This window comes from Halomonas sp. ML-15, from assembly GCF_014779595.1.
Taxonomy (GTDB): Bacteria; Pseudomonadota; Gammaproteobacteria; order Pseudomonadales; family Halomonadaceae; genus Franzmannia.
Map to the genome: position 1 here is coordinate 914,051 of NZ_JACXZT010000019.1, position 24,195 is coordinate 938,245.

General features: G+C 63.7%; 30 protein-coding genes. 17 read left to right on the forward strand and 13 right to left on the reverse strand.

Annotated elements, in window-relative coordinates; all coding sequences use genetic code 11:
- Positions 1–3 precede the first annotated feature (3 nt).
- The 11 genes from IEI94_RS16010 to IEI94_RS16060 form a co-directional block, all read right to left on the reverse strand.
- Positions 4–273, reverse strand: a complete 270-nt coding sequence (locus tag IEI94_RS16010; RefSeq protein WP_191168264.1) for an HPr family phosphocarrier protein — start codon at positions 271–273, stop codon at positions 4–6.
- Positions 274–277: 4 nt separating this feature from the next.
- A complete protein-coding gene (gene rapZ / locus IEI94_RS16015) occupies positions 278–1,201 on the reverse strand; it encodes an RNase adapter RapZ (RefSeq protein WP_191168265.1) in 924 nt (307 codons plus the stop codon).
- Positions 1,202–1,291: 90 nt separating this feature from the next.
- Positions 1,292–1,756 carry a PTS sugar transporter subunit IIA gene (locus tag IEI94_RS16020; RefSeq protein ID WP_191168266.1) on the reverse strand — a complete coding sequence of 155 codons (465 nt, stop codon included), beginning with the start codon at positions 1,754–1,756 and terminating at the stop codon, positions 1,292–1,294.
- A gap of 7 nt (positions 1,757–1,763) precedes the next feature.
- Complete coding sequence (gene hpf, locus IEI94_RS16025; protein WP_191168267.1) at positions 1,764–2,072, reverse strand: ribosome hibernation-promoting factor, HPF/YfiA family; 309 nt, start codon at positions 2,070–2,072, stop codon at positions 1,764–1,766.
- A gap of 111 nt (positions 2,073–2,183) precedes the next feature.
- The gene (locus IEI94_RS16030) at positions 2,184–3,596 is read right to left on the reverse strand and encodes an RNA polymerase factor sigma-54 (protein WP_191168268.1); all 1,413 of its coding nucleotides are present in this window, start codon (positions 3,594–3,596) and stop codon (positions 2,184–2,186) included.
- Between the two features lie 163 nt (positions 3,597–3,759).
- Positions 3,760–4,485 (reverse strand): LPS export ABC transporter ATP-binding protein, encoded by a 726-nt coding sequence (gene lptB, locus IEI94_RS16035; RefSeq protein ID WP_191168269.1) that lies wholly within the window; start codon positions 4,483–4,485, stop codon positions 3,760–3,762.
- A 48-nt stretch (positions 4,486–4,533) separates the two neighbouring features.
- Positions 4,534–5,043, reverse strand: coding sequence for a lipopolysaccharide transport periplasmic protein LptA (lptA, locus tag IEI94_RS16040; RefSeq protein ID WP_191168270.1), 510 nt, complete (start codon positions 5,041–5,043; stop codon positions 4,534–4,536).
- Positions 5,040–5,630: an LPS export ABC transporter periplasmic protein LptC gene (lptC, locus tag IEI94_RS16045; RefSeq protein WP_191168271.1), complete on the reverse strand. Its 591-nt coding sequence runs from the start codon at positions 5,628–5,630 to the stop codon at positions 5,040–5,042. The genes lptA and lptC overlap by 4 nt, the downstream gene beginning before the upstream one ends.
- A gap of 3 nt (positions 5,631–5,633) precedes the next feature.
- Complete coding sequence (locus tag IEI94_RS16050; protein WP_191168272.1) at positions 5,634–6,191, reverse strand: KdsC family phosphatase; 558 nt, start codon at positions 6,189–6,191, stop codon at positions 5,634–5,636.
- A gap of 8 nt (positions 6,192–6,199) precedes the next feature.
- Entirely contained in the window at positions 6,200–7,180 is a 981-nt protein-coding gene (locus tag IEI94_RS16055; RefSeq protein WP_191168273.1) for a KpsF/GutQ family sugar-phosphate isomerase, read from the reverse strand.
- A gap of 69 nt (positions 7,181–7,249) precedes the next feature.
- Positions 7,250–8,185: a calcium/sodium antiporter gene (locus IEI94_RS16060; protein ID WP_191168274.1), complete on the reverse strand. Its 936-nt coding sequence runs from the start codon at positions 8,183–8,185 to the stop codon at positions 7,250–7,252.
- Between the two features lie 173 nt (positions 8,186–8,358).
- On the opposite strand from IEI94_RS16060, the gene IEI94_RS16065 reads away from it, so the two are divergent.
- From IEI94_RS16065 to hisD, 9 genes are all read left to right on the forward strand, one after another.
- Positions 8,359–9,174, forward strand: coding sequence for an ABC transporter ATP-binding protein (locus IEI94_RS16065; RefSeq protein WP_191168275.1), 816 nt, complete (start codon positions 8,359–8,361; stop codon positions 9,172–9,174).
- Positions 9,171–9,953 (forward strand): lipid asymmetry maintenance ABC transporter permease subunit MlaE, encoded by a 783-nt coding sequence (gene mlaE, locus IEI94_RS16070; protein ID WP_191168276.1) that lies wholly within the window; start codon positions 9,171–9,173, stop codon positions 9,951–9,953. The genes IEI94_RS16065 and mlaE overlap by 4 nt, the downstream gene beginning before the upstream one ends.
- Before the next feature lie 16 nt (positions 9,954–9,969).
- Positions 9,970–10,434 (forward strand): outer membrane lipid asymmetry maintenance protein MlaD, encoded by a 465-nt coding sequence (mlaD, locus tag IEI94_RS16075; RefSeq protein WP_191168277.1) that lies wholly within the window; start codon positions 9,970–9,972, stop codon positions 10,432–10,434.
- Between the two features lie 68 nt (positions 10,435–10,502).
- Complete coding sequence (locus tag IEI94_RS16080; protein WP_412030922.1) at positions 10,503–11,123, forward strand: phospholipid-binding protein MlaC; 621 nt, start codon at positions 10,503–10,505, stop codon at positions 11,121–11,123.
- Positions 11,120–11,452 carry a lipid asymmetry maintenance protein MlaB gene (locus IEI94_RS16085; protein WP_191168279.1) on the forward strand — a complete coding sequence of 111 codons (333 nt, stop codon included), beginning with the start codon at positions 11,120–11,122 and terminating at the stop codon, positions 11,450–11,452. Before IEI94_RS16080 ends, IEI94_RS16085 begins: the two co-directional genes overlap by 4 nt.
- A 213-nt stretch (positions 11,453–11,665) precedes the next feature.
- On the forward strand, positions 11,666–11,914 hold the full coding sequence (locus IEI94_RS16090) for a BolA family protein (protein WP_191168280.1): 249 nt from the start codon (positions 11,666–11,668) through the stop codon (positions 11,912–11,914).
- A gap of 14 nt (positions 11,915–11,928) precedes the next feature.
- Entirely contained in the window at positions 11,929–13,191 is a 1,263-nt protein-coding gene (gene murA, locus IEI94_RS16095; RefSeq protein WP_191168281.1) for a UDP-N-acetylglucosamine 1-carboxyvinyltransferase, read from the forward strand.
- Positions 13,192–13,216: 25 nt separating this feature from the next.
- Positions 13,217–13,876, forward strand: coding sequence for an ATP phosphoribosyltransferase (hisG, locus tag IEI94_RS16100; protein ID WP_191168282.1), 660 nt, complete (start codon positions 13,217–13,219; stop codon positions 13,874–13,876).
- A gap of 107 nt (positions 13,877–13,983) precedes the next feature.
- Complete coding sequence (gene hisD / locus IEI94_RS16105; protein ID WP_191168283.1) at positions 13,984–15,306, forward strand: histidinol dehydrogenase; 1,323 nt, start codon at positions 13,984–13,986, stop codon at positions 15,304–15,306.
- 89 nt (positions 15,307–15,395) lie between these two features.
- Here the strand turns inward: hisD and IEI94_RS16110 are convergent, their stop codons facing one another.
- On the reverse strand, positions 15,396–16,634 hold the full coding sequence (locus IEI94_RS16110; protein ID WP_191168284.1) for a trypsin-like peptidase domain-containing protein: 1,239 nt from the start codon (positions 16,632–16,634) through the stop codon (positions 15,396–15,398).
- A 101-nt stretch (positions 16,635–16,735) separates the two neighbouring features.
- Here IEI94_RS16110 and IEI94_RS16115 point away from each other — a divergent pair, with 101 nt between their 5' ends.
- The gene (locus IEI94_RS16115; protein WP_191168285.1) at positions 16,736–17,494 is read left to right on the forward strand and encodes a Nif3-like dinuclear metal center hexameric protein; all 759 of its coding nucleotides are present in this window, start codon (positions 16,736–16,738) and stop codon (positions 17,492–17,494) included.
- A gap of 18 nt (positions 17,495–17,512) precedes the next feature.
- On the opposite strand, the gene IEI94_RS16120 is transcribed toward IEI94_RS16115, so the two are convergent.
- Positions 17,513–17,965: a YhcB family protein gene (locus tag IEI94_RS16120; RefSeq protein ID WP_191168286.1), complete on the reverse strand. Its 453-nt coding sequence runs from the start codon at positions 17,963–17,965 to the stop codon at positions 17,513–17,515.
- Between the two features lie 245 nt (positions 17,966–18,210).
- Between IEI94_RS16120 and zapE the strand changes: the two genes are divergently transcribed.
- The 7 genes from zapE (at position 18,211) to sspA (ending at position 24,188) form a co-directional block, all read left to right on the forward strand.
- Positions 18,211–19,395, forward strand: coding sequence for a cell division protein ZapE (gene zapE, locus IEI94_RS16125; RefSeq protein ID WP_191168287.1), 1,185 nt, complete (start codon positions 18,211–18,213; stop codon positions 19,393–19,395).
- Between the two features lie 323 nt (positions 19,396–19,718).
- On the forward strand, positions 19,719–20,147 hold the full coding sequence (gene rplM / locus IEI94_RS16130; protein ID WP_191168288.1) for a 50S ribosomal protein L13: 429 nt from the start codon (positions 19,719–19,721) through the stop codon (positions 20,145–20,147).
- Between the two features lie 13 nt (positions 20,148–20,160).
- Entirely contained in the window at positions 20,161–20,550 is a 390-nt protein-coding gene (gene rpsI / locus IEI94_RS16135; protein WP_191168289.1) for a 30S ribosomal protein S9, read from the forward strand.
- Between the two features lie 222 nt (positions 20,551–20,772).
- Positions 20,773–21,363 carry a ubiquinol-cytochrome c reductase iron-sulfur subunit gene (petA, locus tag IEI94_RS16140; RefSeq protein WP_191168290.1) on the forward strand — a complete coding sequence of 197 codons (591 nt, stop codon included), beginning with the start codon at positions 20,773–20,775 and terminating at the stop codon, positions 21,361–21,363.
- Entirely contained in the window at positions 21,363–22,622 is a 1,260-nt protein-coding gene (locus IEI94_RS16145; protein WP_191168291.1) for a cytochrome b, read from the forward strand. Before petA ends, IEI94_RS16145 begins: the two co-directional genes overlap by 1 nt.
- On the forward strand, positions 22,622–23,389 hold the full coding sequence (locus tag IEI94_RS16150) for a cytochrome c1 (protein WP_191168292.1): 768 nt from the start codon (positions 22,622–22,624) through the stop codon (positions 23,387–23,389). Before IEI94_RS16145 ends, IEI94_RS16150 begins: the two co-directional genes overlap by 1 nt.
- A 172-nt stretch (positions 23,390–23,561) precedes the next feature.
- The gene (sspA, locus tag IEI94_RS16155) at positions 23,562–24,188 is read left to right on the forward strand and encodes a stringent starvation protein SspA (RefSeq protein ID WP_191168293.1); all 627 of its coding nucleotides are present in this window, start codon (positions 23,562–23,564) and stop codon (positions 24,186–24,188) included.
- Positions 24,189–24,195: the final 7 nt, after the last annotated feature.

Below are 24,195 nucleotides of genomic sequence, written 5' to 3' on the forward strand. Positions count from 1 at the left end.
AGGCTACTCGCCCTCCTCGAAGCGTGATTCGAACAGCGCACTGAGGGCGTCGAGCGCGGCCTCGGCGTCCTCGCCCTCGGCGTGAATGGTAAGCACGCTGCCACAGGGCGCGGCGAGCATCAGCAGCGACATGATATTAGCCGCGTCGGCGTCGCGTTCGGCGTGTTGAACCCTGATGCTGGCGTTGAACGGCTGACAGCACTGCACCAGCCGCGTGGCCGCGCGAGCGTGCAGGCCACGCTTGTTGGTCAGGGTCAGTTCACGGCTTGGCATCGGGTCAACATCCTTGTGGCGTGATGGCAGGTGCGCTGTCCTTGGCAGTTGGTTGGGTGATCGCGGTATGAATGCCCAGCTCGCGGTGGCGCAAGCGTACATCGGGATAGCTGGTTGCAAACTCGGTGGCTAGCCGTTCGACCAGATAGACCGAGCGGTGCTGGCCGCCGGTGCAGCCGATGGCCACGGTGACGTAGCTGCGATGGCTGGCCTGGTAAGCCGGCAGCCAGCGAGTCAGCCAGCCGCGGATGTCTTCGGCCATGTCACCGACGTCGGGATAGCTCTCGAGAAACGCAACGATCTCGGCGTCGCGGCCATTGAATGAGCGCAGCCGGGGATCCCAGTAGGGGTTGGGCAGGCAGCGGGCGTCAAACACGGTGTCGGCGTCCAGCGGTACGCCGCGCTTGAAGCCGAATGACTCGAAGGTCAGGGTAAGCTGCTTGCCGACGTGCTGGGCGACCTGCTCGGCAATGCGGCCACGCAGATCGTGGACTGATAGCCGGGTGGTGTCGATGGTCAGGTCGGCCAGATCGCGAATCTCCGCCAGGGCGCTCTCCTCGGAGTCGATCGCTTCGGCCAGGGTGCGATTACTGTCGCGCGTCAGAGGGTGACGACGGCGGGTCGCAGAGTAGCGCTCTAGCAAAATCTTGGCGTCGGCGGTGAGGTAAACGACCTGACAGTCGACACCGCGCTGGCGGACCTCATCGAGCAGGCTCGGGAAGCGCTCCAGTGCGTCCGGCAGGTTACGCGCGTCGATGCTGACGGCGATCGACGCGCGGCGCGGCTCGCCAGCGTGCAGCTCGTCAACCAGTGAGCCGAGCAGCACCGCCGGAAGGTTGTCGATGGCGTAGAAGCCCAGGTCTTCGAGGGCCTGCAGGGCAATCGACTTACCGGAGCCGGAACGGCCGCTGATGATGACGAGCTGCATGCTGCTCTCCTGCGTGAAAACGTGCCGCCGACACGCGTGGAGCGTACCGCTGCCCCGATCAGCAACCGGGCGCGAGAGGTGCCGGGGGGGCTAGGTCTGACGGTCGATAGCGTCCATCAGGGTATCATGAAGCTCACGCTGACTCTCGCAGCGGCGCAGACGCGTTCGGGTATCGGCGTCGTTCATCACACCGGCGACTTCGGCGAGCAGCGCGAGATGGGTGTCGTCGGCCTCCTCGGGTACTAGCAGCACGAACACCAGATCCACCGGGTCGCCGTCGATGGCATCGAAGTCTACCGCCTCGCTGAGCTTGAGAAAGCCGGCCAGCGGCGTCTTGCAGTGAGGGCTGCGGGCATGGGGGATGGCCACTCCATTGCCGATGCCGGTACTGCCCAGCCGCTCACGACCGATCAGCCGGCTGAAGACTTCCTGGCTGTCGAGGCTCGGGGTGTTCTGGGCGATGAAGGTGCTGAAGAATTCCAGCACCCGTTTCTTGCTCCCCCCGGGGACGCCAAACAGGGCGCGCTCGGGGGGCAGGATGGTTTGCAGAGTCATGGAGAAATCAGCGGACACCGGCGCCTTGGGCGCGGGCCTGAGCTTTTTCCTTGTGTTTGACCAGTTGGCGGTCGAGTTTGTCGGCCAAGGCATCGATAGCGGCATACATATCCACGTCTTGCGCGTCGGCGTGGATGTCGGCACCTGCGGCGTGCAGGGTGCAGGCAGCCTGCTGGCGTTCCTTTTCGATGGAAAGCGTGACCTGGACGGTGGTGATGTTGTCGTAATGTCGTTCGAGACGAGCGAGCTTCTCGTCGACATAATCACGTAGCGATTCGGTCAGTTCAACATGGTGTCCGGTGATGTTGACTTGCATGGCACGCTCCTTTCCAGCGGGTGTCGCTTCGATTGTAACCCTTTTTCTGGCGCTGCATACCCCCCGTCTCCGGAGATTTCGATGGTGCGGGGAATGTCAGAATTTCTCTTGTCAGGACAAACGCTTGCGTTCACTGGAGGGTGGGATGCCCATGGCCTCGCGGTACTTCGCCACGGTACGTCGAGCCACCTTGATACCGCTGTCGGCGAGCAGGTCGACCAGTTTGCTGTCGGACAGCGGCTTGCGCGACGGTTCCTCGCCGATCAGCTTCTTGAGGCGTGCGCGGATTGCCGTGCTCGAGTGGGCCTCGCCATCGCCGACGCCGCCCACGTGGCTGGAGAAGAAATACTTCAGCTCGAAGACGCCGCGCGGGGTATGAATGAATTTCTGAGTGGTGACCCGCGAGATGGTCGATTCGTGCATTTCCACCGCCTGGGCGATATCGGCCAGGATCAATGGCTTCATGGCTTCCTCGCCCTGCTCGAGGAAGTCGAACTGGCGTGCCATGATTTCACGACCGACGCGCAGCAAAGTGTCATTACGGCTCGAGAGGCTCTTGATCAGCCAGCGCGCCTCCTGCAGGTGCTGCTTCATGAATGCGTTGTCGTCGCTCTTGTCGGCGCGCTTGATCAGCGCCGCATAGTCGGGCTGGATGCGCATCCGGGGCAGCGCCTCGGGGTTCAGCTCGATACGCCAGCCAGCCTGGCTGTAACGTGCAATCAGGTCGGGAATCACATAGTCGTTGCCGCTGTCGCTGAAGGCCTGGCCGGGGCGCGGGTCGAGGCTGCGTACCACAGCGATGACGTGGTCGAGCTGATCGTCGTCGAGGCGCAAGCGGCGTTTGAGCAGTTTGCGGTCGTCGGCGGCCAGGGCTTCCAGGAACTGCCGCACCAGGCGTTTGGCCTGGGGCAGCAGTGGGGTGTCGTCGGGCAGTACGCCGAGCTGCAGCATCAGGCATTCACGCAGGTCGCGGGCGCAGACGCCGGTGGGTTCGAACTGCTGCAGGCGCAGTAGTACCTGCTCGACTTCGCTGCTCTTGAGCGCGCTGAGGCCTTGGTCGCGCAGCCCGCCGGTGAGTTCGTCGAGGCTGGCCGCCAGGTAGCCATTGTCGTCGACGGCGTCGATCAGGCTCTCGGCGATAATGCGCTCACGGTCGACCAGGTCGGTCATCGCCAGTTGCCAGGCGAGGTGGTCGTGCAGGCTCTCGCCGCTGGCGTTGCGCTCGAAATCGGGCGCCTCTCCGCTACCGCTGGGGGCCATATCCTGATAGGTGTCCGACCAGTCGCTGTCGACCGCCAGTTCGTCGGGGATCTCGTTCGACCAGTCGTCCTCCTTGGCCTCGGCCACCTCCTGCTCGCCGAAGGCATCGTCGAGCTCGAGCATGGGGTTGGACTCGAGCGCCTGTTGGATCTCCTGGCGCAGGTCGAGGGTCGAGAGCTGCAGCAGGGCAATCGCCTGCTGCAGTTGTGGGGTCATCGTCAGGTGGGTACCGACGCGCAGTTGCAACGAGGGTTTCATGGCCATGAGAGAGACGGCTTCGCTGACAAGTGAAGGATCACGTTATCCCGCGGTGCGACCCCTTGCAAGCGGATTGATATGAAATCTCTGCAATAAGCATGCCATACGCAATCGGTGTGCCAGTTGTCAAGCTCCTGGCGTGTTTTCATGGGCTTGGGGCAGGGTATTCTTAGAGTCGGAAGTCCTCGCCGAGATAGACGTCGCGGACCCGCTGGCTGGCCAGGACCTCGGCGGCAGTGCCCTCGGCGATGATCTGACCATCGCCAACGATATAGGCGCGGTCACAGATATCCAGGGTCTCGCGCACATTGTGGTCGGTGATCAGTACCCCGATATCGCGCGCCTTGAGCTGGCGAATAATGCCTTTTATCTCACCCACAGAGATTGGGTCGACCCCGGCAAAAGGCTCATCGAGCAGAATGAAAGCCGGCTCGGTGGCCAGTGCCCTGGCGATCTCCACACGCCGACGTTCGCCGCCCGACAGACTCATCCCCATGTTGTCGCGGATATGGGTGACATGGAACTCCTCGAGCAGCTGTTCGAGGCGCGCCTGACGCCCGCTGCGGTCGAGGTCCTTGCGGGTCTCGAGGATTGCCATGATGTTATCCGCCACCGACAGCTTGCGAAACACCGAGGCTTCCTGGGGCAGGTAGCCGAGCCCGGCCTGGGCGCGTTCGTGCATGGCGGCCCGCGAGAGGTCGCGGTCGTCGATGAAGACCTCGCCGGCGTCGGCCTTGACCAGACCAACAATCATGTAGAACGAGGTGGTCTTGCCGGCACCATTGGGGCCGAGCAGTCCAACGATGCTGCCCTGCTCGATGGTCAGGCTGATGTCGTGCACCACCCGGCGGCGCTTGTAGCTCTTGGCCAGGTGTTTGGCGCGAAGGGTCGTCATGCGCTTGCCTTGTGTGAAAAAGTGTAAAAACGAAGCGTCGCGGACGAATCAGTTCTGCTCGGGATTGAGGGTCATGCGCACGCGCTGGCGTTCACTGCCCTCGACGTCAGAGCGGGCCTGAACCACGCGGCGGTCGAGAAAGTACTCGACGTAGCCGCCGTCGAAGGTGTCGCGGGCCTGATGCAGTTCGGCTTGGTCGATCAGTTCTACGCGGCGTTCGGCAACGTGATAGATGATGGTGCGCCCCCAGCCGCGCATCAACTCCTCGTCAGGATTCGGACGCTGCTCGACGTAGGCGCGCTCGCCAGTGGCGGTGATCAGTGATACTTCGCCAGCGTCGTTGCGGCGGATCTCGACGCGGTCGCCGGTGACCTGCAGCGAGCCCTGGCGGATATCCACATCGCCGGTATATACCGCGGTACCGGCACGATCGTCCAGGTCGAGCTGGTCGGCGGTGACGTCAATCGGCTGGCTGGCGTCCTGGCTCTGAGCCAGGGCAGTGGCACTGCCCAGCAGTAGCCAGGCGGCCAGCGCCAGTGTCAAGTGTGATCGCCTCATGATGCGGGTTCCTCGGAGCCTTCGGGTGGGTGGTGGCCGCGCACGTTGTCGGTGAGACGCATGCGGTCTTCATCGAACCAGGCGTCGAAACGTTCGCCGCGGGTCCACTGTGGCGGCTGGTACAGGGTGGCGGTGGTCTCGCTGAAGGCGTGGCCGATATCGAGGTCGACGTGTAGCACGTCGGTCTCCAGCCGCCAGCCCTCGTCGGGGGCCTCGAGGCGGGCATTGCCGGCCAGCGTCAAGCGCTCGTTGCCAGGCCCCAGGGTGCCGACATCGCCATAGCCGAACCAGGTGCGGCCCTCGCTGTCGAGCAGTCGGCTGACCGGCGTCTGGGTGCGGGTCACGTCGTCGTGAGGCGTGTGCACCAGGCGCGGCGTCTCGAGGCGCTGATGGGGGCGGCCTTCGACGTCGAAGCGGGTCATGGTGGCATCTTCAAGATAGTAGTCGGGCTCGCCGGCCTCGTCGCGAGGCACCGGGCCAGGGCCGAAGCTGTCGCGCTGGTCGAGCAGTGCCAGTACGCCGCCCAGCAGCAACAGCAGCAGCAGTAGCCACAGCTTGTAGGAGGGGCGCGGCAGACGGATCGCCATGGTTCAGCGCTTACCGTGCAGGAAGGTGTCGACCACGGCGCCCCAATGGCCCTGGGCCTGGAGCAGGGCGTCGCAGATTTCGCGCACCGCACCGTGGCCGCCGTGGCGCTGGGTGACCCAGTCGGCGTGGTGACGGATATAGTCCGGCGCGTTGGGCACGCTGATGCCCAGGCCGGCGCGCTTGATGGCGGCCAGGTCGGGGAGATCGTCACCGCCATAGGCGGCCTGTTCGAGTTCCAGGCCAAGGCGCTGACACAGCTCGCGGAGTGCGGCGAGCTTGTCCTCACGCCCCTGCAGCACATGGTCGATGCCCAGTGCCGCGGCGCGCTGGCTGACCATCGGCGAATCGCGTCCGGTGATCAGCGCCACGTTCAGACCAGCCTGGCGCAGCAGTTTGATGCCGTGACCATCCTGAGTGTGGAAGGCCTTGATCTCGATGCCGTCGGCTTGAAAATAGAGGCGGCCGTCGGTGAAGACACCGTCGACGTCCAGTGCCAGCAGGCGGATGTGGCGGGCCTGGTCGATCAGTGCGGCGGGTAAGGATGGTGTATCAGGGGTCATGAACTCTCCTAGATGACGCCGCTGGTGAGCAGGTCGTGCATGTGCAGGGCGCCCACCGGGCGGCCCTGGTCGTCGACCACCGCCAGGGCGGTGATACGGTTGTCCTCCATGACGCGAACCGCCTCGGCGGCCAGCACCTCGGCGCCGATACGCTTGCCGGGGCGGGTCATGACGTCGTCGACCTTGAGAGGGCGCAAGTCGGCATACTGGTCGAGCGTACGCCGCAGGTCACCGTCGGTATAGACCCCGGCCAGCAGGCCCTGTTCATCGACTACGCAGGTAAAACCGAGACCCTGACGGGTGATCTCGAGCAGGGCGTCGCGCAGCGGGCTGCCAAGGGCCACTCGGGGCAGGCGGCTGCCCTGGTGCATCAGGTCGCCGACCTTGAGCAGCAGGCGCCGGCCGAGGCTTCCGCCGGGATGTGACAGGGCGAACTCTTCAGCGGTGAAGCCGCGCGCCTCGAGCAGCGCCACAGCCAGTGCATCACCCAGCGCCAGGGCTGCCGTGGTCGAGGAGGTGGGGGCTAGGTCGAGGGGGCAGGCTTCCCGCGCCACCGCGGCGTTGAGGTGCGCCTCGGCGTGGCGTGCCAGGGTCGAGCCGGGGCGACCGGTCATGCTGACCAGCGGCGTGCCCATGCGCTTGAGCAGCGGCAGCAGGGCGGTGACTTCGCTGGTTTCGCCGGAGTTGGAGAGGGCCAGCACCACATCGCCGCGGGTGATCATGCCGAGGTCGCCGTGGCTGGCTTCACCGGGATGGACGAAAAACGCTGGCGTGCCGGTGCTGGCCAGGGTGGCGGCGATCTTGCCGGCGATATGCCCTGATTTGCCCATGCCGGTCACTATTACGCGGCCCTGGCAGTCGAGCATCAGCTGGCAGGCGCGGTCGAAGTCAGCATCCAGCTGGGCGCTGAGCGCGGCGATGGCCTGCTGCTCGAGATCGAGGGTGCGGCAGGCACTGGTGCGGAATGTGGAAGCGCGAGTGTCGGTCATGGCGGTGATTGTTGCCGGTTGTGGCGCGGGGCTCAAGTCTGGCGCCGCGCAAGTGTCAGAGATCGGCGCTCAGAGAGTAAGCGCCAGCCAGCCGAGATAGCCGCCATACAGAAGCGTCAGGACGCCGCCAGGCAGGCGGCCGATGGCGCCGCGTCGCTGCCACAGCAGCAGGGCACCGAGCAGCAGGGTCAACGCCAGCATCGTCGGGAAGTCGCGACTGGCCGCGGCAGGGTCGATAGGCCCTGGCGCCAGCATGCCGGGAATCGGCAGCACCGCCAGCATATTGAACAGGTTGGAACCGATGACGTTGCCGATAGCGATGTCGTGATGGCGCTTGAGGGCACTCGAGATGCAGGCGGCCAGCTCAGGCAGGCTAGTGCCGATGGCGACGATGGTCAGGCCGATCACCAGCTCGCTGATCCCGAGTTCGCGTGCTATTTCGCTGGCGCCCCATACCAGCAGGCGTGAACTGACCAGCAGCAGCAGCAGGGTCAGTACCAGCCAGACTAACGCCTTGGCAAGGGTCATATCCGGCACCTGGTTCGGGGTGTCCTCGTCGGGGGTGTCGGCGCGGAATAGCCACCACAGGCTGAATACCAGCAGCGCGAGCAGGAACAGCGCATCGAAGCGGCCGAGGATGCCGTTGGCCAGGGCGTAGCCGGCCAGACCGGTAGCGCCGAGCAGTAGCGGCAGCTCGCGACGGACGATGGAGAAGCGTACCGGAATCGGCGCCACCAGCGCGGTAACGCCCAGCACCAGGCCGATATTGGCGATATTGGAGCCGAGCGCGTTGCCGGTGGCGAGGTTGGGCACCCCGTCCAGGGCGGCCATGATCGAGACCAGGATCTCCGGCGCCGAGGTGCCCAGCGCAACGATGGTCATGCCGATCAGCAGGGTGCTCATGCCGGCGCGGTGGGCGGTGGCGGCCGCCGCGCCGACGAAGCGGTCGGCGCTCCACAGCAGGCCGATCAGGCCAACCAGAATGATGATCAAGGGTAGCAGCATGGTGAAGGCGGTCCCATACATAGCCGGGTGAGAGGGCGCTAATTAAACGCGGCTTGGATAGAGGGTGCAAGGTTGTAAAGGGGGAAATGATGCGTTGCCGCAACTCTCGCTGGCAGGTGTTGTCGCAGTTAGGATACGATGTTCGATAATTTTTCTCGACGAGATGATATGCGATGAGTGATTCGCCCTTCGTGGTGATCGATGACCTGCATTTCTCTCGCGGTGACAAGGATATCTTCCGTGGCGTGTCACTGACCATTCCACGCGGCAAGATCACCGCGATCATGGGGCCAAGCGGCACCGGCAAGACAACCCTGCTCAAGCTGATCGGCGGCCAGTTGACCCCTGATGCCGGACGCGTATGGATCGATGAGCATGAGGTGCATGCGCTGTCGCGCAAGGCGCTGTTTCGACTGCGCCGACGCATGGGCATGCTGTTCCAGAGCGGGGCGCTGTTTTCCGACCTGAGCGTGTTCGAAAACGTCGCCTTTCCGCTGCGCGTGCATACCGACCTGCCTCAGTCGATGGTCCGCGACCTGGTGCTGATGAAGCTCGAAGCGGTTGGGCTGCGCGGCGCCCGGTCGCTGATGCCATCCGAGCTGTCGGGCGGCATGACGCGCCGTGTGGCACTGGCCCGAGCGCTGGCCCTCGACCCTGAGCTGATCCTCTACGATGAGCCTTTCGTCGGCCAGGATCCCATCTCCAAGGGGGTGCTGGTGCAACTGATCAAGCGCGTCAACGAGGCGCTGGGCTTGACCGCAGTGGTGGTCTCCCACGATATCAAGGAGACGCTGTCGATCGCCGACTACGTGTATGTCATCGCTGACGGTCAGGTGATGGCCCACGGCTCGCCGGCGTCCCTCGACGTCGACCAGGATCCCCGAGTCAGCCAGTTCGTGCACGGCGAACCCGACGGGCCGGTGCCATTTCACTACCCGGCACTGGATTTCCGGCACGACATGTTGGGCGTAGCAGGAGGCGGGCGATGATGCGTCAGATCTCGGCACTTGGCCGACGCGGCTGCGATCTGCTCGAAGCCATGGGGCGAGCCGGGCTGTTCCTGGCCCAGTCGTCGGTGGGGGTGCCGTCCCGCGAAGGGCTGTACCTGTGGCTGCGTCAGGTGCACTTCATTGGTGTACTGTCGCTGGCCATCGTGCTGGTCTCGGGGCTGTTCATCGGCATGGTGCTGGCCTTGCAGGGCTACACCATCCTGGTCGACTTTGGTGCCGAGCAGGCACTTGGGCAGATGGTGGCACTGTCGCTACTGCGCGAACTGTCGCCGGTGGTGGCCGCGCTACTGTTCGCCGGCCGGGCCGGCTCGGCGCTGACCGCCGAGATCGGCCTGATGAAGGCCACCGAGCAGTTGACCAGCATGGAGATGATCGGCGTCGACCCGCTGCGGCGTGTGGTGGCGCCACGGCTGTGGGCGGGCTTCGTGGCACTGCCGCTGCTCACCGTTGGCTTCAGCGTGGTGGGGATCTACGGCGGCTATCTGGTCGGCGTGGAGTGGCTCGGCGTGTTCGACGGCTCCTTCTGGGGCAACATGCAGTCGAGCGTCGACTTTGTTGGAGATGTCGGCAACGGCATGCTCAAGAGTCTGGTGTTTGCGGTGGTGGTGACCTGGATTGCGGTGTTCCAGGGCTATGACCTGATCCCCACCTCGGAGGGCATCTCACGGGCTACCACGCGCACCGTGGTCTACTCCTCGCTGGCCGTATTGGGACTGGATTTCGTATTGACCGCGGTAATGTTCGGCGGACTGTCATGATCAGCGGAGACAAGGCATGAAGCGCAGCAAGATAATGGAACTCGGCGTCGGGCTGTTCATGCTCGCAGGGATTTTGGGAATGATATTCCTGGGGCTGCGTGTCAGTGGTCTGACCCTCACGTCGCCTGGCAATACCTTCACCCTGGAGGCCAACTTTTCGAATATTGGCGGTCTCAAGCCGCGCGCCCAGGTGACCATGGCCGGTGTTACCGTCGGGCGGATCTCGTCTATCGAACTCGACACGGACTGGTATGACGCGCGAGTAGTGATGGAGCTCGACGGCAAGCTCGAGGATCGTCTTTCGCGGGACACTACCGCTGCGATACTCACCTCGGGGCTGCTCGGTGAGCAGTACGTCGGCCTGTCGGTGGGCGGGGATCCCGAAACGCTGGCGGATGGCGACACCATCCGCGATACCCAATCGGCACTGGTGCTGGAAGAACTCATCCAGCAATTCGTGTCCAACATGGTCAGTGATTGATGACCCTAGTTCATGGAGGCGTTATGCGCGCAGTATGTGAGCGTTACCTGTCCGGCGCGGTTGCCCTGATGGCGGCCCTGATGCTGCTGATGGCAGGCTCGGCCCAGGCTCAGCAGCCTAGTCAGACGCCGGAGCAGTTGATCCGCGATAGCATCGATGAGCTGATGGGCGAGATCGAAGGGCGCCGGGACTACTTTGCCGACAACCTCGATGAGCTCGAGGCGCTGGTGGATAGCAATCTGGATGATATCGCCGACTTTCGCTATATCGGGGCCAGCGTGATGGGGCGCTATTTTCAGAACGCCACCCCAGAGCAGCGCAGCCGCTTCGCCAGGACCTTCCGCCAGACCCTGATCGACACCTACACCAAAGGGCTGGTGACCTTCGACTACCGCGAGCTGCGGGTGCTCGATAGCCAGCGCGAGTCGCGCCACGAAGACCAGGCCAGCGTAGCCATGGAGGTGGTTGCCACCAACGGCCAGGTCTATCCGGTCAGCTACTCGCTGCGGCTCAGCGACGGTGAGTGGAAAGTGGTTAACGTGATCGTCAACGGCATCAACCTGGGACTGACCTTCCGCAATCAGTTCGATCAGGCGATGCGCGATCATGGCCGCGACTACGATGCGGTGATCGATGGCTGGTCGCCGGAAGTGGGTGTCGACGAACTCGAGGAGGGCGGCTCGGCATGACCCGTCTGTTCGAGGAGGGGGACGTGCGCCTCGACGTCGAGGGTGCGCGCCTGGCGGTCGGCGGTGACGTCGATTTCGAGGTCGCCGCCGGCCTTGCCGCCAGCGGCAGCGCCTGGCTTGCCCAGCAGCCGGCGGCGACCCGCCTGGTGCTCGACCTGAGTGGCGTCGACCGGGTCAGCAGTGCGGCGCTCAGCGTACTGCTCGAGTGGACCCGCTGCGCTGAGGCCGCCGGCCTGGTGATCGACAGCGTGACCCTGTCGGCCCCGCTGGCGCGGCTGACGCGCATGGCGGGGCTGGATACGCTGCTGCCCGATGCCACCGCGGCTTGAAGACAGCCCACCATCGTTTTTGTAGGAGCGACTTCAGTCGCGATGCAGCGCGCAGCGCTGCTCTGACAAGCAACCCCCATGGCAATTGAATCGCCCCCTTGGCATCGCCAAGCGGGGCGCTTTTGATTACCATTGGAGGCCATTTGCGCCCCGCGTGCTCGCTGCACGTCGGTGACGGCGCCGATTCGCGTTATTCAGAGGAGACCTCCGCGCATGCAACCCAGTGACGTCAAAGCGCTACTCGAGGCCCGTATCGAAGGCTGCGACTTTCATATCCAGGGTGAGGGCTGCAACTTTCAGGTGACCGCCGTAGGCGAGGTGTTCAGTGACCTGTCGCCGGTCAAGCGCCAGCAGCTGATCTATTCGGCACTGTCCGACGAGATCGCCAGCGGCGCCCTGCACGCTGTGAGTATCAAGACCTATACCCCCAGCCAGTGGCAGAATGCCGCCGGCCGCGCCTGACCAAACGGACCTTCATGGATAAACTGATCATTACCGGCAACGGCCCCGTCGACGGTGAGGTGTGGGCCAGCGGTGCCAAGAACTCGGCGCTGCCGATTCTGTGTGCCACTCTGCTCTCCGACGGGCCGGTGACCATCGGCAATCTGCCGCATCTGCAGGACATCACCACCACCCTCGAGCTGCTCGGGCGCATGGGCGTCGAGCCGGTGATGGGCGAACGCATGACCATCCAGCTCGACGGCTCCCAGGTCAAGGATTGCCATGCGCCCTATGAGCTGGTCAAGAAGATGCGCGCCTCGATCCTGGTGCTGGGGCCGCTGCTGGCGCACTTCGGGCATGCCGATGTCTCGCTGCCCGGCGGCTGCGCGATTGGCTCGCGGCCGGTGGATCTGCATATTCGCGGCCTCGAAGCCATGGGCGCCGAGATTCGCGTCGAGGCTGGCTATATTCGCGCGCGGAGCAATGGCCGCCTCAAGGGCGCGACCATCTTCTTCGATACCGTGACCGTGACCGGCACCGAGAATCTGCTGATGGCGGCGACCCTGGCCGAAGGTACGACCATTCTCGAGAATGCCGCCCGCGAGCCGGAGATAGTGGATCTGGCCGAGTGCCTGATCGCGATGGGCGCCAATATTCGCGGCCAGGGTACGGATACCATCACCATCGAGGGTGTCGAGCGGCTGCACGGCTGCCATCATGACGTGATGCCCGACCGTATCGAGACCGGTACCTTTCTGGTAGCCGCGGCGCTCAGCGGTGGACGAGTGCGGGTGCGGCGCACCCGCGCCGACATCCTCGAGGCGGTGCTGGCCAAGCTCGAGGAGGCGGGGGCCACCATCACCACCGGCGCCGACTGGATCGAGCTCGACATGCACGGCAAGCGGCCGCGGGCGGTGAATATCCGTACCGCCCCCTATCCGGCGTTCCCCACCGATATGCAGGCCCAGTTCGTGGCCATGAATGCGGTGGCCGAGGGTACCTCGCGGGTAGTGGAGACGATCTTCGAGAACCGCTTCATGCACGTCCAGGAGCTCAATCGCATGGGCGCGCAAATTGCCTTGGAGGGCAATACCGCGGTGATCACCGGCGTCGAGCGGCTGTCCGGGGCGCCGGTGATGGCCACCGACCTGCGGGCCTCGGCATCGCTGGTGATTGTGGCGATGATGGCCGACGGCGAAACCTGCGTCGACCGCATCTACCACATCGATCGCGGCTATGAGTGTATCGAAGAGAAGCTGCAGCTGCTGGGCGCCAAGATTCGCCGCGTGCCTGGCTGACCGACGGACGGACGTGAGTAAGCTGATGAACAAGCAACTGATCGTGGCCCTGTCAAAGGGCCGCATTCTCGATGAGACCCTGCCGCTGCTGGCGGATGCCGGGATCGAGCCCGCCGAGGATCTCGGCAAGAGCCGCAAGCTGCTGTTCGAGACCAACTTGCCCGACGTCAAGCTGGTGGTGATCCGTGCCACCGACGTGCCGACCTACGTGCAGCTCGGTGCTGCCGATCTCGGGGTCGCCGGCAAGGACGTGCTCCTAGAACACGGTGCCGAGGGGCTCTACGAGCCCCTCGATCTGGAGATCGCTGCCTGCAAGTTGATGACCGCAGGCGTGCGGGGCGCTGAACCGGCTCTGGCGCGACGCCGGGTGGCCACCAAGTTCGTCAATGTGGCGCGCCGCTACTACGCCGAGCAGGGCATCCAGGCCGAAGTGATCAAGCTGTACGGGGCCATGGAGCTGGCGCCGCTGATGAATCTCGCCGACGAGATCGTCGATATCGTCGATACCGGCAACACCCTGCGCGCCAACGGCATGGAGCCCCGCGAGCTGATCGCCACCATCAGCACGCGGCTGGTGGTCAACAAGGCAGCCATGACCATGAAGCATGAGCGCCTCAAGCCGCTGATCGAGCGGTTGCGCGCTGCGGTGGCCAAGCGTCGTGATAGCCGGTCGGTGTCAGCCTGATAGCGCCACGGCTATTGCGCGCCGGGACCTTGCCGCGCAGGCTTTAACGCTACGTCATCCTTTGTTATCTGCCGTCCTCGCCGACGTGCCACGTGAAAGAGAGTCCCATGACCGAGAATGCCCGTATGGTTCCCGCTATCACCCGGCTGTCCACTGCGGATGCCGACTTCGACGCCCGTCTCGATGCCCTGCTGGCCTGGGAGGGTGTCTCCAGTCACGAGGTGCAGCAACGGGTCGATGAGATCATCGACGCAGTGCGTACTCGCGGCGATGCGGCGTTGGTCGAGCTGTCCAACCGCCTCGATCGTCTGGCAGTGAGTTCGATGGCCGAGCTGACCATTGGTCCGGCCCGTCTGCGCGAGGCCTATGACGGCCTGCCCGCCGAGCAGCGTGAGGCGCTGGCCGCGGCCGCCGAGCGTATCCGGATCTACCATGAGCATCAGAAGCCGGGCTCATGGGAGTATACCGAGGCCGATGGCACCCGGCTGGGCCAGCAGGTCACGCCGCTGGATCGTGCCGGGATCTATGTGCCCGGCGGCAAGGCGGCGTACCCCTCCTCGGTGCTGATGAACGCGATACCGGCCCATGTCGCCGGGGTGCGTGAGATCGTCATGGTGGTGCCGACCCCGGATGGCGTCCTTAACGAGCTGGTACTGGCGGCGGCACATCTGGCCGGTGTCGACCACGTTTTCACCCTGGGCGGTGCCCAGGCGGTCGCAGCTCTGGCCTATGGTACCGAGACGGTGCCGCGGGTCGACAAGATCGTCGGGCCCGGCAATATCTACGTGGCCACCGCCAAGCGTGCGGTATTTGGCCAGGTGGGCATCGACATGATTGCCGGCCCCTCTGAGATCCTGGTGGTGTCCGACGCAGGTACCGATAGCGACTGGCTGGCCATGGATCTGTTCTCCCAGGCCGAGCACGACGAGGATGCCCAGGCGATTCTGGTGACCTGGGACGCGGCGCATGCCGATGCGGTGGCGGCCTCCATCGAGACGCTGCTGCCGAGCATGGAGCGCCAGGCGATCATCGCCGAGTCGCTGAGTGCCCGCGGCGCACTGATCGTATGTCGCGACCGCGCCGAGGCCGCGGCGCTGATCAACCGTATCGCGCCGGAGCATCTCGAACTCTCGGTGGCCGATCCCGATAGCTGGCTCGGTGAGGTGCGCCACGCCGGCGCGATCTTCATGGGGCGCTACACCGCCGAGGCGCTGGGCGACTACTGCGCCGGCCCCAACCATGTCTTGCCGACATCCGGCACCGCACGCTTCTCCTCGCCGCTGGGGGTCTACGATTTTCAGAAGCGTTCGTCGATCATCCACTGCTCTGCCGACGGTGCCTCGGCACTGGGACGTACCGCTTCGGTACTGGCCAGGGGCGAGTCGTTGACCGCTCATGCGCGTTCGGCGGAGTACCGCATCAAGCCTTGATCGCGGCTGCTAAGCGCAGCCCTAAACGCAGACGCCCCCGCCAGTATGCAGTTCAGACTGGCGGGGGCGTTTTGCGCTCTGCTGGGAGGCTAGCGATCCGGACGACGCTCCTCCGGCGGTGGGCGCTCGCCGACATCGAGGACCAGATCGATGCGCTCGCCACCGCGGATCACGGCGATGGGCAGCTCAGCGCCGGGCTCGATGGCGGCGATATCGGCCATCGCCACCCGGGCATCGAGGATCGGGCGGCCGTCGACCTCGAGCAGCACGTCGCCGGGACGCAGATCGGCCCGAGCCGCTGGGCCATCGGGCACGATACCGGCGATCACCACGCCGCCAGGGGTCTGCAGGCCGAACGAGGCGGCCAGCTCCTGGGTCATCTCCTGCGCCTCGATCCCCAGCCAGCCGCGAATCACCCGGCCCTGGGTGACCAGCTCATCGAGAATATTGCGGGCCAGGTTGGCAGGAATCGCGAAGCCGATCCCCTGGGAGCCCCCCGAGCGCGAAAAGATCGCGGTATTGATGCCGACCAGGGCGCCATCGGGATTGATCAGTGCACCGCCCGAGTTGCCGGGATTGATGGCCGCATCCGTCTGGATGAAGTCTTCATAGGCGTTGAGTCCCAGATGACTGCGTCCGGTGGCACTGATGATGCCCATGGTCACCGTCTGGCCGACGCCAAAGGGGTTGCCGATGGCCAGCGCGACATCGCCTACCGCGGCCTGTGTCGAGTCAGTGATGGCGATCACCGGCAGGTCGTCCAGGTCGATGCGCAGTACCGCGAGGTCGCTCTCCGGGTCGGTGCCGATGACCTCGGCCAGGGTGTTGCGGCCGTCGCGCAGTGCCACCTGAATCTGGTCGGCGCCACTGATCACGTGGTGGTTGGTGAGGACGTAGCCGTCATCGCTGACGATCACCCCCGAGCCGAGACTGGAGAGCATACGCTGACGTGAGGTGGCGTCGTCGCCGGAGAACTGGCGGAAGAACGGATCCGACATCAGTGGATGCTCGTCGCGCTCGACCATGCGCGACGAGTAGATATTGACCACCGCCGGCGCGGCGCGATCGACCGCTGCCGAGTAGCTGAACGGTCCCTGTTCGCGGGACAGCGGGCTTGCCGTCTGCAGATCTGGTGCCGGGCGTGGCTCGCCGTCCGGCTGGGCTGCCGACAGCGTCTGAGCGGGCGGTTCGACCCGTTCGGCGGGCGTCTGCGCTGGCATTTGGGGCTGGCCGCGGCCGATCAGTTGAGGAAAGGCGTTGAGCAGCACGATGGCCAGCAGTACACCAATCAGCACGGGCCACACATAGGGCAGCAAGGTACGACGCATGCAAGGTTCCTTGTGGACAGGGCGGTCGCTGGGGGTGGCCACAGTCGTTACAATGGCAGGCTATTGTAACACTGCTGGTTTTGGCCTGTCTGGAGGTGATCATGATCGAACGTCAGGCGCTGGTGGCGGCGTGCGATGCGCTGCTGCAGCCGCAGCGCTTCAAGGACTATACCGTCAATGGCCTGCAGGTGGCTGGGCGTCCCGGGATCAAGCGGGTGCTGAGCGGGGTCACCGCCAGTCAGGCGCTGCTCGATGAGGCGGTGGCCTGGGGCGCCGATCTGCTGCTGGTGCATCACGGCTATTTCTGGAAGAACGAGCCGGTGGCGGTGACCGGCATGAAACAGCGTCGACTCAAGACCCTGCTCAGTCATGACATCAATCTGCTCGCCTACCATCTGCCGCTGGATGCTCACGCCGCGTTGGGCAACAATGCGCTGCTTGGCGAGCGGCTCGGTTTCAGCCCCAGCGGCTGTGCCGACGGTGAGCTGGGAGAAGGCCTGTTATGGCTGGGCGCGCCGCCGCCGGGACTCGACAGTCGGGCCTTGGCTGTCCACGTCGGCGAACGGCTGGGGCGCGAGCCGCTGCTGGTCGAGGGCCATCGCGGCGAGGTCAGCCGGGTGGCGTGGTGCACCGGGGGTGCCCAGGACATGATCATGGCCGCCGCCGAGGCCGGCGCAGAGCTGTTTATCTCGGGGGAGATCTCCGAGCGCACCACCCATATCGCCCGTGAGATGGGGATCAGCTATCTGGCGGCAGGGCATCATGCTACCGAGCGTGATGGCGTCAGGGCGCTGGGAGAGTGGCTGAGCGACGAACTGGGCGTCGAGCACCGCTTCGTGGATATTGACAACCCCGCCTGAGCGGGGAGGGGGCGGGACTCAATAGCGGGGCGGCTGCGGTTGAGCGGCGTCAGCCGTCTCCTCCTCGCGGCGCAGACCGAAGTCTTCGGCCAGGGTGCCGTGATCACCATCGGCGTAGTCCCTCGGCACCGCTGGACTGGCGTCGTCATCGCTCGCCAGGTCGTCGCTCGGGGTCAGGCGGCGCTTGATCTGAAGGTCGTCGCAGAGGCGGTCGGCCCCCAGCGACAGCTGCTGTTCGAGCTCCTGGCTCTGGCGCTGAATGCTGGCGACCAGGTCGGCGGCCCTGGCAAAGTGATCGTTGAGGGCATCCTTGACCTGGCTGAGCTCGAGTTCGGCTTCCGCCAGGCGCTGGCGCACCTTCTGGTTGCGCGCCACGTTGGCGTTGAGCAGGTGATAGCCCAGTGCGCCGATGCCGATCCCGGCCAGGCCGCTGACGATGGCCAGTATCCAGTCGATATTGCTGTCGTACACGTCGTTCCCCTTTGGTTCTTGCCGCCAGTGGTGCGGATGTTAGCTCCGCTCGGTGCTGGCCGGGTCGGCGCGACCCTATGAGCAGCTGAGCCGACGCCGCCATTATAGGGGGCACGGCGAGACCAAGGTCAATGCACCAGAGGTGGAAAGTAGCGCTGATGGCCCCGTTTCGCACATGCGAAATGGGGTCGTCGCGGGTATAATGGCTCGCTCGACGAGCTGAGTGCGAGGTACGCAAGGTCCCCATGAGTGTGACAATCACTGCGACAAATGCGCCGACGACATCCGACCAAGGGCCGCTGGCCCGCTATCGTGCTGATCTTGAGCGTGATGATTTCCAGTACGACCCGGCTCAACAGGCGGCCGTCGAGCATCTGCAGCGTCTCTATGATGCGCTGGTGGCTACGCCGCGCAGCGCGCCCAAGCCGGTCGTCACCGGCGGGGGGCTGAAGTCGAAAATGGCAGGGCTGTTTGGCAGCAAGAAAGCCGCCTCGCCGTTTGAGGCGCCGCCGGCCATTATGGGGCTCTACTTCTGGGGCGGCGTCGGGCGCGGCAAGACTTATCTGGTCGATACCTTCTTCGAGTCGCTGCCGTTTCCCGACAAGATGCGTACCCACTTCCATCGCTTCATGCAGCGGGTGCACAACGAACTTGGCCATTACAAGGGTGAGAAGAATCCGCTCAAGCTGATTGCCGCCAAGTTTGCCAGCGAGGCGCGGGTGATCTGCTTCGACGAGTTCTTCGTCAAGGATATTACCGACGCGATGATCCTTGCCAACCTGCTCGAGGCGCTGTTCGAGCACGGTGTGGTGCTGGTGGCAACCTCCAATATCGTGCCCGACGACCTGTATAAGGATGGCCTGCAGCGCGCGCGCTTCCTGCCTGCCATCGAGCTGGTCAAGCGCCACTGCGAGGTGGTCAACGTCGACTCGGGGATCGATTACCGGCTGAGGGCGCTGGAGCGTGCCGAGATATTCCACTCGCCGCTGGATGCCGACGCCGAGTCTGAGCTGGCGCGCAGCTTTCGCGAGATTGCCGGATCCGAGGGTGAGGTCGATGCGCCGGTCGAGGTCAATCACCGCATCCTCAAGGCGCGTCGCCTGCACGATGATGTAGTGTGGTTCGAATTTCTCGAACTGTGCGATGGCCCGCGCAGCCAGAACGACTATATCGAGCTGGCCCGTGAGTTCCATAGCGTGCTGGTCTCCAATGTCACCCGCATGAGCGGGGCGACCGATGATCAGGCCAGGCGCTTTATCAATATGGTCGATGAGTTCTACGATCGCGGCGTGAAGCTGCTGATGTCGGCGGAGGTCGACGCCGAGCAGCTCTACGCCGATGGGCGCCTGGAGTTCGAGTTTCAGCGCACCCTGTCGCGGCTTCAGGAGATGCAGTCTCACGACTATCTGGCGCTGCCGCATAAGCCGTGATGGCTTTTGATGGCACCACCGCTCGGGACTGATCCGACGGCAGGCCTACGAGGAGGCGCTGTGAACCCATCCCTGGGCGCTACCTTGCGCCATCCATGGCGCAAACCTCCTCTTCGACCTGCCGTCAGCGTCCCTCGCTAATAGCAACCGCGATAACCATGATGGGTGGGGCACGATGATTGCCTTGGCGGGTCTGGCTCGTGTAGAATGCCGCCTCGCTCGACCGTTGTGCTCGCCTGCAGGCGGGGCAACCAAGAAAAATAGGGATGGTCAGATGCCGCTCAAGGTGTCGAGACCCAATACATCGATTTGGTGATTCATCCATGAAGACGTTCAGTGCTAAGCCGCAGTCCGTCCAGCGCGACTGGTTTGTCGTCGACGCGAAGGACAAGACGCTCGGTCGTCTGGCGACCGAAATTGCACGCCGCCTGCGCGGCAAGCATAAGGCGGAGTATACCCCGCACGTTGATACCGGCGATTACATCGTCGTGATCAACGCCGAGAAGGTCAAGGTGACCGGCAACAAGGCCCAGGCCAAGACCTATTATCGTCATACCGGTTACCCGGGTGGCCTGCGTTCCATGAACTTCGAGAAGATGATTGGCTACGCTCCCGAGCGCGTCATCGAGTCTGCCGTCAAGGGCATGCTGCCGAAGGGTCCGCTGGGCCGCGCCATGTACACCAAACTCAAGGTCTACGCCGGTGCCGAGCATCCTCACGCCGCTCAGCAGCCGCAAGAACTGAACCTCTAAGGGATACTTCGCTATGACACAGCAGTATTACGGTACCGGGCGCCGCAAGACTTCCACCGCTCGTGTATTCCTCAAGCCGGGCACCGGCAAGATTGTCGTCAACGACCAGGAACTCGACCAGTACTTTGGTCGTGTAACCGGGCGCATGGTTGTCCGTCAGCCCCTCGAGCTGACCGAAACCCTGGGGCAGTTCGACGCCTACGTCACCGTCAAGGGCGGCGGCGGTTCGTCACAGGCAGGTGCCATCCGTCACGGCATTACCCGTGCCCTGATGGTATACAACGAAGAGCTTCGTCAGCCGCTGCGCGCTGCCGGTTACGTGACTCGCGACGCTCGCGAAGTCGAGCGTAAGAAGGTCGGTCTGCGCAAAGCGCGTCGTCGCCCGCAGTTCTCCAAGCGTTAAACGCTGCAAGGCGAGCGAAAGAGACGCTCAGACTCTTTGGAGTCTGGGCGTTTTTTTATTGGTATTTCAAATGCTTGTCGCGCATCTACCACTTAGGTCAAGGGGCGTATTACCTTGTGTTTGCGCGCGCGTTTTTTTACCATAGCCTTCATTTGTATCCGTGAGTCGCGGGATACCTTCCTGCGATACGGTAGCGGGTAAGTTGATGGGAGAAACTAGAAGATGGCAGATAACGGCGTAAACAGAGGGCGGCGCCGTTTCCTCGTGGGTGCCACTACCGTTGTGGGTGCGGTGGGCGCTGTCGGGGTTGCGGTCCCCTTTGTGGCTTCCTGGCAGCCCAGTGCCAGGGCAAGAGCGGCGGGTGCTCCGGTGCGCGCTGATATATCCCAGTTGGAACCGGGGCAACGCATCACCGTCGAATGGCGCGGACGCCCGGTGTGGGTAATCAGCCGTACCGAGGAGATGATCGAGCGCACCCAGAACAGTGACCCTGGACGTTTCTCGGACCCTGACTCCGAGCAGCCCCAGCAGCCTGCCTACATCACCGGTCCGCTGCGTTCTGCGCGTCCCGAGATCGGCGTGCTGATTGGTATCTGTACGCATCTCGGCTGCTCGCCGCTGTATCGCCCGGAGCCCGACGCCGTGGATATGGACGACTGGCCGGGGGGCTTCTTCTGCCCCTGCCACGGCTCCTACTTCGATCTGGCGGGACGTGTGTTCCGTAACGTGCCGGCCCCGACCAACCTCGAGGTGCCGCCATACCGCTTTGAAGGCGACGACATCATCGTCGGTGAAGATGAGGAGAGTGCCTGATGGCTAACCCGAACAAGGCCAAGGCGGAAAAGGGCCTCATGCGCTGGGTCGATGACCGTTTTCCCGCCACCCAGATGATTCAGGACCATCTGACCAAGTACTATGCGCCGAAGAACTTCAACTTCTTTTACATTTTCGGTGTGCTCGCCCTGCTGGTGCTGGTCAACCAGATCCTCACCGGGGTATGGCTGACCATGAGCTACAACCCCTCCGGTGAGGGGGCCTTTGCGTCCATCGAGTACATCATGCGCGATGTGGAGTGGGGCTGGCTGATTCGTTATCTGCACTCCACCGGCGCCTCGGCGTTCTTCGTGGTGATCTACCTGCACATGTTCCGCGCCCTGCTCTACGGCTCCTACAAGGCGCCCCGCGAGCTGGTATGGATCTTTGGCATGGCCATCTACCTGCTGCTGATGGCCGAAGCCTTCATGGGCTATCTGCTGCCCTGGGGGCAGATGTCCTACTGGGGGGCCCAGGTCATCATCTCGCTGTTTGCCACGATTCCTTTTGTCGGTCCTGACCTGGCACAGTGGATCCGCGGTGACTTCCTGATTTCCGGCATCACCCTGAATCGCTTCTTTGCCCTGCACGTAGTGGCGCTGCCCATCGTGATACTGGCGCTGGTGGTGTTGCACATCATTGCGCTGCATGAGGTCGGCTCCAACAATCCGGACGGCATCGACATCAAGGAGAAGAAGGACGAGAGCGGCAAGCCTCTAGATGGTATTCCGTTCCATCCGTACTACACCGTCAAGGATCTGGTTGGCATCGCGATCTTCCTGTTTGTCTTCGCGCTGGTAGTCTTCTACTTCCCCGAGGGGGGTGGCTACTTCCTGGAGCGACCCAACTTCGAACCGGCCAACCCCATGGTCACGCCGGATCACATCGCGCCAGTGTGGTATTTCACTCCCTTCTACGCGATTTTGAGGGCGATCACCTTCGATATTGGCCCGCTTCAGGCTGAGTTCCTCGGGGTGGTCTTCATGGGCGGTGCCATTGCGGTGCTCTTCGTGCTGCCTTGGCTCGACCGCAGCCCGGTACGCTCCATGCGTTACAAGGGCTGGATGTCGAAGGTAATGCTCATAATCTTCGCCTTGAGCTTCGTGATCCTGGGTGTCCTGGGGGCGATTCCCGCCACATCGCTTCGCACTGCCGTGGCCCAGCTCTGCACGGTGCTGTATTTCGCCTTCTTCCTGCTGATGCCGTTCTATACCAGTATGGAAAAAACCAAACCCGTTCCGGAGAGGGTGACTGGCTAATGAAAAAGCAACTGTTCGCACTGCTCTTCGCGCTGGTGCCGCTCACGGCCATGGCGGCACCGCTCCCCGAGCAGCCGTTTTCGATGACTCCGGACATCAACGACGAGGCGTCCCTGCAGCGGGGCATGCAGCTCTATGTCAACTACTGCATGGGCTGCCACTCTCTGGAGCATCAGCGCTTTTCCCGGGCAGCAACCGATCTGGGCATGCCCCAGGATCTGGTCGAAGAGAACCTGATCTTCTCCTCGGCGCTGGCCTTCAACGACCAGATGCGGATTGCCATGGAGGGCGATGATGGCGAAAATTGGTTCGGTGTGGCACCGCCTGACCTGACGCTGTTCAATCGCGTACGCGGTCCCGATTACATCTACTCCTATCTGCTGGGGTTCTATCGTGATCCTGGCCAACCGTTAGGCGTCAACAATATTGTGCTTGAGGCTTCGGCCATGCCTAACGTGCTCGAGCCGCTGCAGGGGGTACAGGAAATGGTCTGTGCCGAGAGTGATCGGCCCATCGAGGGCGCAGAGCTCGACCCGCTGTCCGGCAAGTATCAGTCCTGTGAGGTGCTGCAGGTCACCCAGCCGGGCAAGATGGAGCCTGAGGAGTTCGAGGAGGCGGTCTATGATCTGACTAACTTCCTGGTCTACGTCGGTGAGCCGTCCAGGCTGCAGGCCCAGGCGCTCGGCCCCAAGGTGCTGATCTTCATCTTCATCTTCGGTGTCATCGCCTACTTGCTGAAGCGTGAATACTGGCGCGACGTTCACTAGGTCGTTAGCCGTGCAAGCTGTGGGGGCGTATGGCCAACCGGGTCATGCGCCCCCTGTTTATCCAGCCCCCGCTACCTGGTTGGTGGGAGTGAAAGCGCTGATGCGCCGATGCCCACAGAGGGGTTGCACGGCGTGTTATCATGCGACTTCGAATTGATGCGAGGATTGTTACATGGGTGTAGTGGCCAAGCGTTCGTCGATGACGTTCTATTCCGGTAGTGACGACCACCTCAGCCATCGGGTGCGTATCGTGCTGGCCGAAAAGGGCGTGGCCGTGGACATTCTGGAAGTCGCCGACGGCAGCCAGCCCGAGGAGCTTGCCGATCTCAATCCTTACAATAGCGTGCCTACGCTGGTGGATCGTGACCTGGTGCTTTATGAGTCCAAGGTGATGATGGAGTATCTCGACGAGCGGTTTCCGCATCCGCCGTTGTTGCCGGTCTATCCTGTTGCGCGTGCCCAGAGCCGGCTGTGGATGCACCGCATCGAACGCGAGTGGTGTCCGCTGGTCGAACAGATCGTCGCCGGGAGCAAGAAGGATGCCGAGAAGGCTCGCAAGGAGTTGCGCGAGAGCCTGGTTGGCATCTCGCCCATCTTCGAGGACATGCCATTCTTCATGAGCGAGGAGTTCTCGCTGGTAGACTGCTGCCTGGCCCCGCTGCTGTGGCGACTGCCGGCGCTGGGTATCGAGCTGCCGGAAAAGCAGGTCAAGCCGCTGATCGGCTATATGGAGCGCTTGTTCGAGCGCGATGCCTTCAAGACGGCGCTGTCCGAGGCAGAGCGCGAGATGCGTACCTGATATTCAT

Bases quoted from the DNA above. Each gene is read 5' to 3' on its own strand.
- sspA (WP_191168293.1), top strand. From the start codon at position 23,562: ATGGGTGTAGTGGCCAAGCGTTCGTCGATGACGTTCTATTCCGGTAGT.
- hpf (WP_191168267.1), bottom strand. From the start codon at position 2,072: ATGCAAGTCAACATCACCGGACACCATGTTGAACTGACCGAATCGCTA.
- IEI94_RS16020 (WP_191168266.1), bottom strand. From the start codon at position 1,756: ATGACTCTGCAAACCATCCTGCCCCCCGAGCGCGCCCTGTTTGGCGTC.
- murA (WP_191168281.1), top strand. From the start codon at position 11,929: ATGGATAAACTGATCATTACCGGCAACGGCCCCGTCGACGGTGAGGTG.
- zapE (WP_191168287.1), top strand. From the start codon at position 18,211: ATGAGTGTGACAATCACTGCGACAAATGCGCCGACGACATCCGACCAA.
- IEI94_RS16065 (WP_191168275.1), top strand. From the start codon at position 8,359: ATGAGTGATTCGCCCTTCGTGGTGATCGATGACCTGCATTTCTCTCGC.
- mlaD (WP_191168277.1), top strand. From the start codon at position 9,970: ATGAAGCGCAGCAAGATAATGGAACTCGGCGTCGGGCTGTTCATGCTC.
- IEI94_RS16115 (WP_191168285.1), top strand. From the start codon at position 16,736: ATGATCGAACGTCAGGCGCTGGTGGCGGCGTGCGATGCGCTGCTGCAG.
- IEI94_RS16145 (WP_191168291.1), top strand. From the start codon at position 21,363: ATGGCTAACCCGAACAAGGCCAAGGCGGAAAAGGGCCTCATGCGCTGG.
- IEI94_RS16090 (WP_191168280.1), top strand. From the start codon at position 11,666: ATGCAACCCAGTGACGTCAAAGCGCTACTCGAGGCCCGTATCGAAGGC.
- rplM (WP_191168288.1), top strand. From the start codon at position 19,719: ATGAAGACGTTCAGTGCTAAGCCGCAGTCCGTCCAGCGCGACTGGTTT.
- IEI94_RS16080 (WP_412030922.1), top strand. From the start codon at position 10,503: ATGGCGGCCCTGATGCTGCTGATGGCAGGCTCGGCCCAGGCTCAGCAG.
- IEI94_RS16150 (WP_191168292.1), top strand. From the start codon at position 22,622: ATGAAAAAGCAACTGTTCGCACTGCTCTTCGCGCTGGTGCCGCTCACG.
- hisG (WP_191168282.1), top strand. From the start codon at position 13,217: ATGAACAAGCAACTGATCGTGGCCCTGTCAAAGGGCCGCATTCTCGAT.
- IEI94_RS16085 (WP_191168279.1), top strand. From the start codon at position 11,120: ATGACCCGTCTGTTCGAGGAGGGGGACGTGCGCCTCGACGTCGAGGGT.
- lptC (WP_191168271.1), bottom strand. From the start codon at position 5,630: ATGGCGATCCGTCTGCCGCGCCCCTCCTACAAGCTGTGGCTACTGCTG.
- mlaE (WP_191168276.1), top strand. From the start codon at position 9,171: ATGATGCGTCAGATCTCGGCACTTGGCCGACGCGGCTGCGATCTGCTC.
- IEI94_RS16030 (WP_191168268.1), bottom strand. From the start codon at position 3,596: ATGGCCATGAAACCCTCGTTGCAACTGCGCGTCGGTACCCACCTGACG.
- lptB (WP_191168269.1), bottom strand. From the start codon at position 4,485: ATGACGACCCTTCGCGCCAAACACCTGGCCAAGAGCTACAAGCGCCGC.
- IEI94_RS16050 (WP_191168272.1), bottom strand. From the start codon at position 6,191: ATGACCCCTGATACACCATCCTTACCCGCCGCACTGATCGACCAGGCC.
- rpsI (WP_191168289.1), top strand. From the start codon at position 20,161: ATGACACAGCAGTATTACGGTACCGGGCGCCGCAAGACTTCCACCGCT.
- petA (WP_191168290.1), top strand. From the start codon at position 20,773: ATGGCAGATAACGGCGTAAACAGAGGGCGGCGCCGTTTCCTCGTGGGT.
- rapZ (WP_191168265.1), bottom strand. From the start codon at position 1,201: ATGCAGCTCGTCATCATCAGCGGCCGTTCCGGCTCCGGTAAGTCGATT.
- hisD (WP_191168283.1), top strand. From the start codon at position 13,984: ATGACCGAGAATGCCCGTATGGTTCCCGCTATCACCCGGCTGTCCACT.
- IEI94_RS16060 (WP_191168274.1), bottom strand. From the start codon at position 8,185: ATGCTGCTACCCTTGATCATCATTCTGGTTGGCCTGATCGGCCTGCTG.
- IEI94_RS16110 (WP_191168284.1), bottom strand. From the start codon at position 16,634: ATGCGTCGTACCTTGCTGCCCTATGTGTGGCCCGTGCTGATTGGTGTA.
- lptA (WP_191168270.1), bottom strand. From the start codon at position 5,043: ATGAGGCGATCACACTTGACACTGGCGCTGGCCGCCTGGCTACTGCTG.
- IEI94_RS16010 (WP_191168264.1), bottom strand. From the start codon at position 273: ATGCCAAGCCGTGAACTGACCCTGACCAACAAGCGTGGCCTGCACGCT.
- IEI94_RS16055 (WP_191168273.1), bottom strand. From the start codon at position 7,180: ATGACCGACACTCGCGCTTCCACATTCCGCACCAGTGCCTGCCGCACC.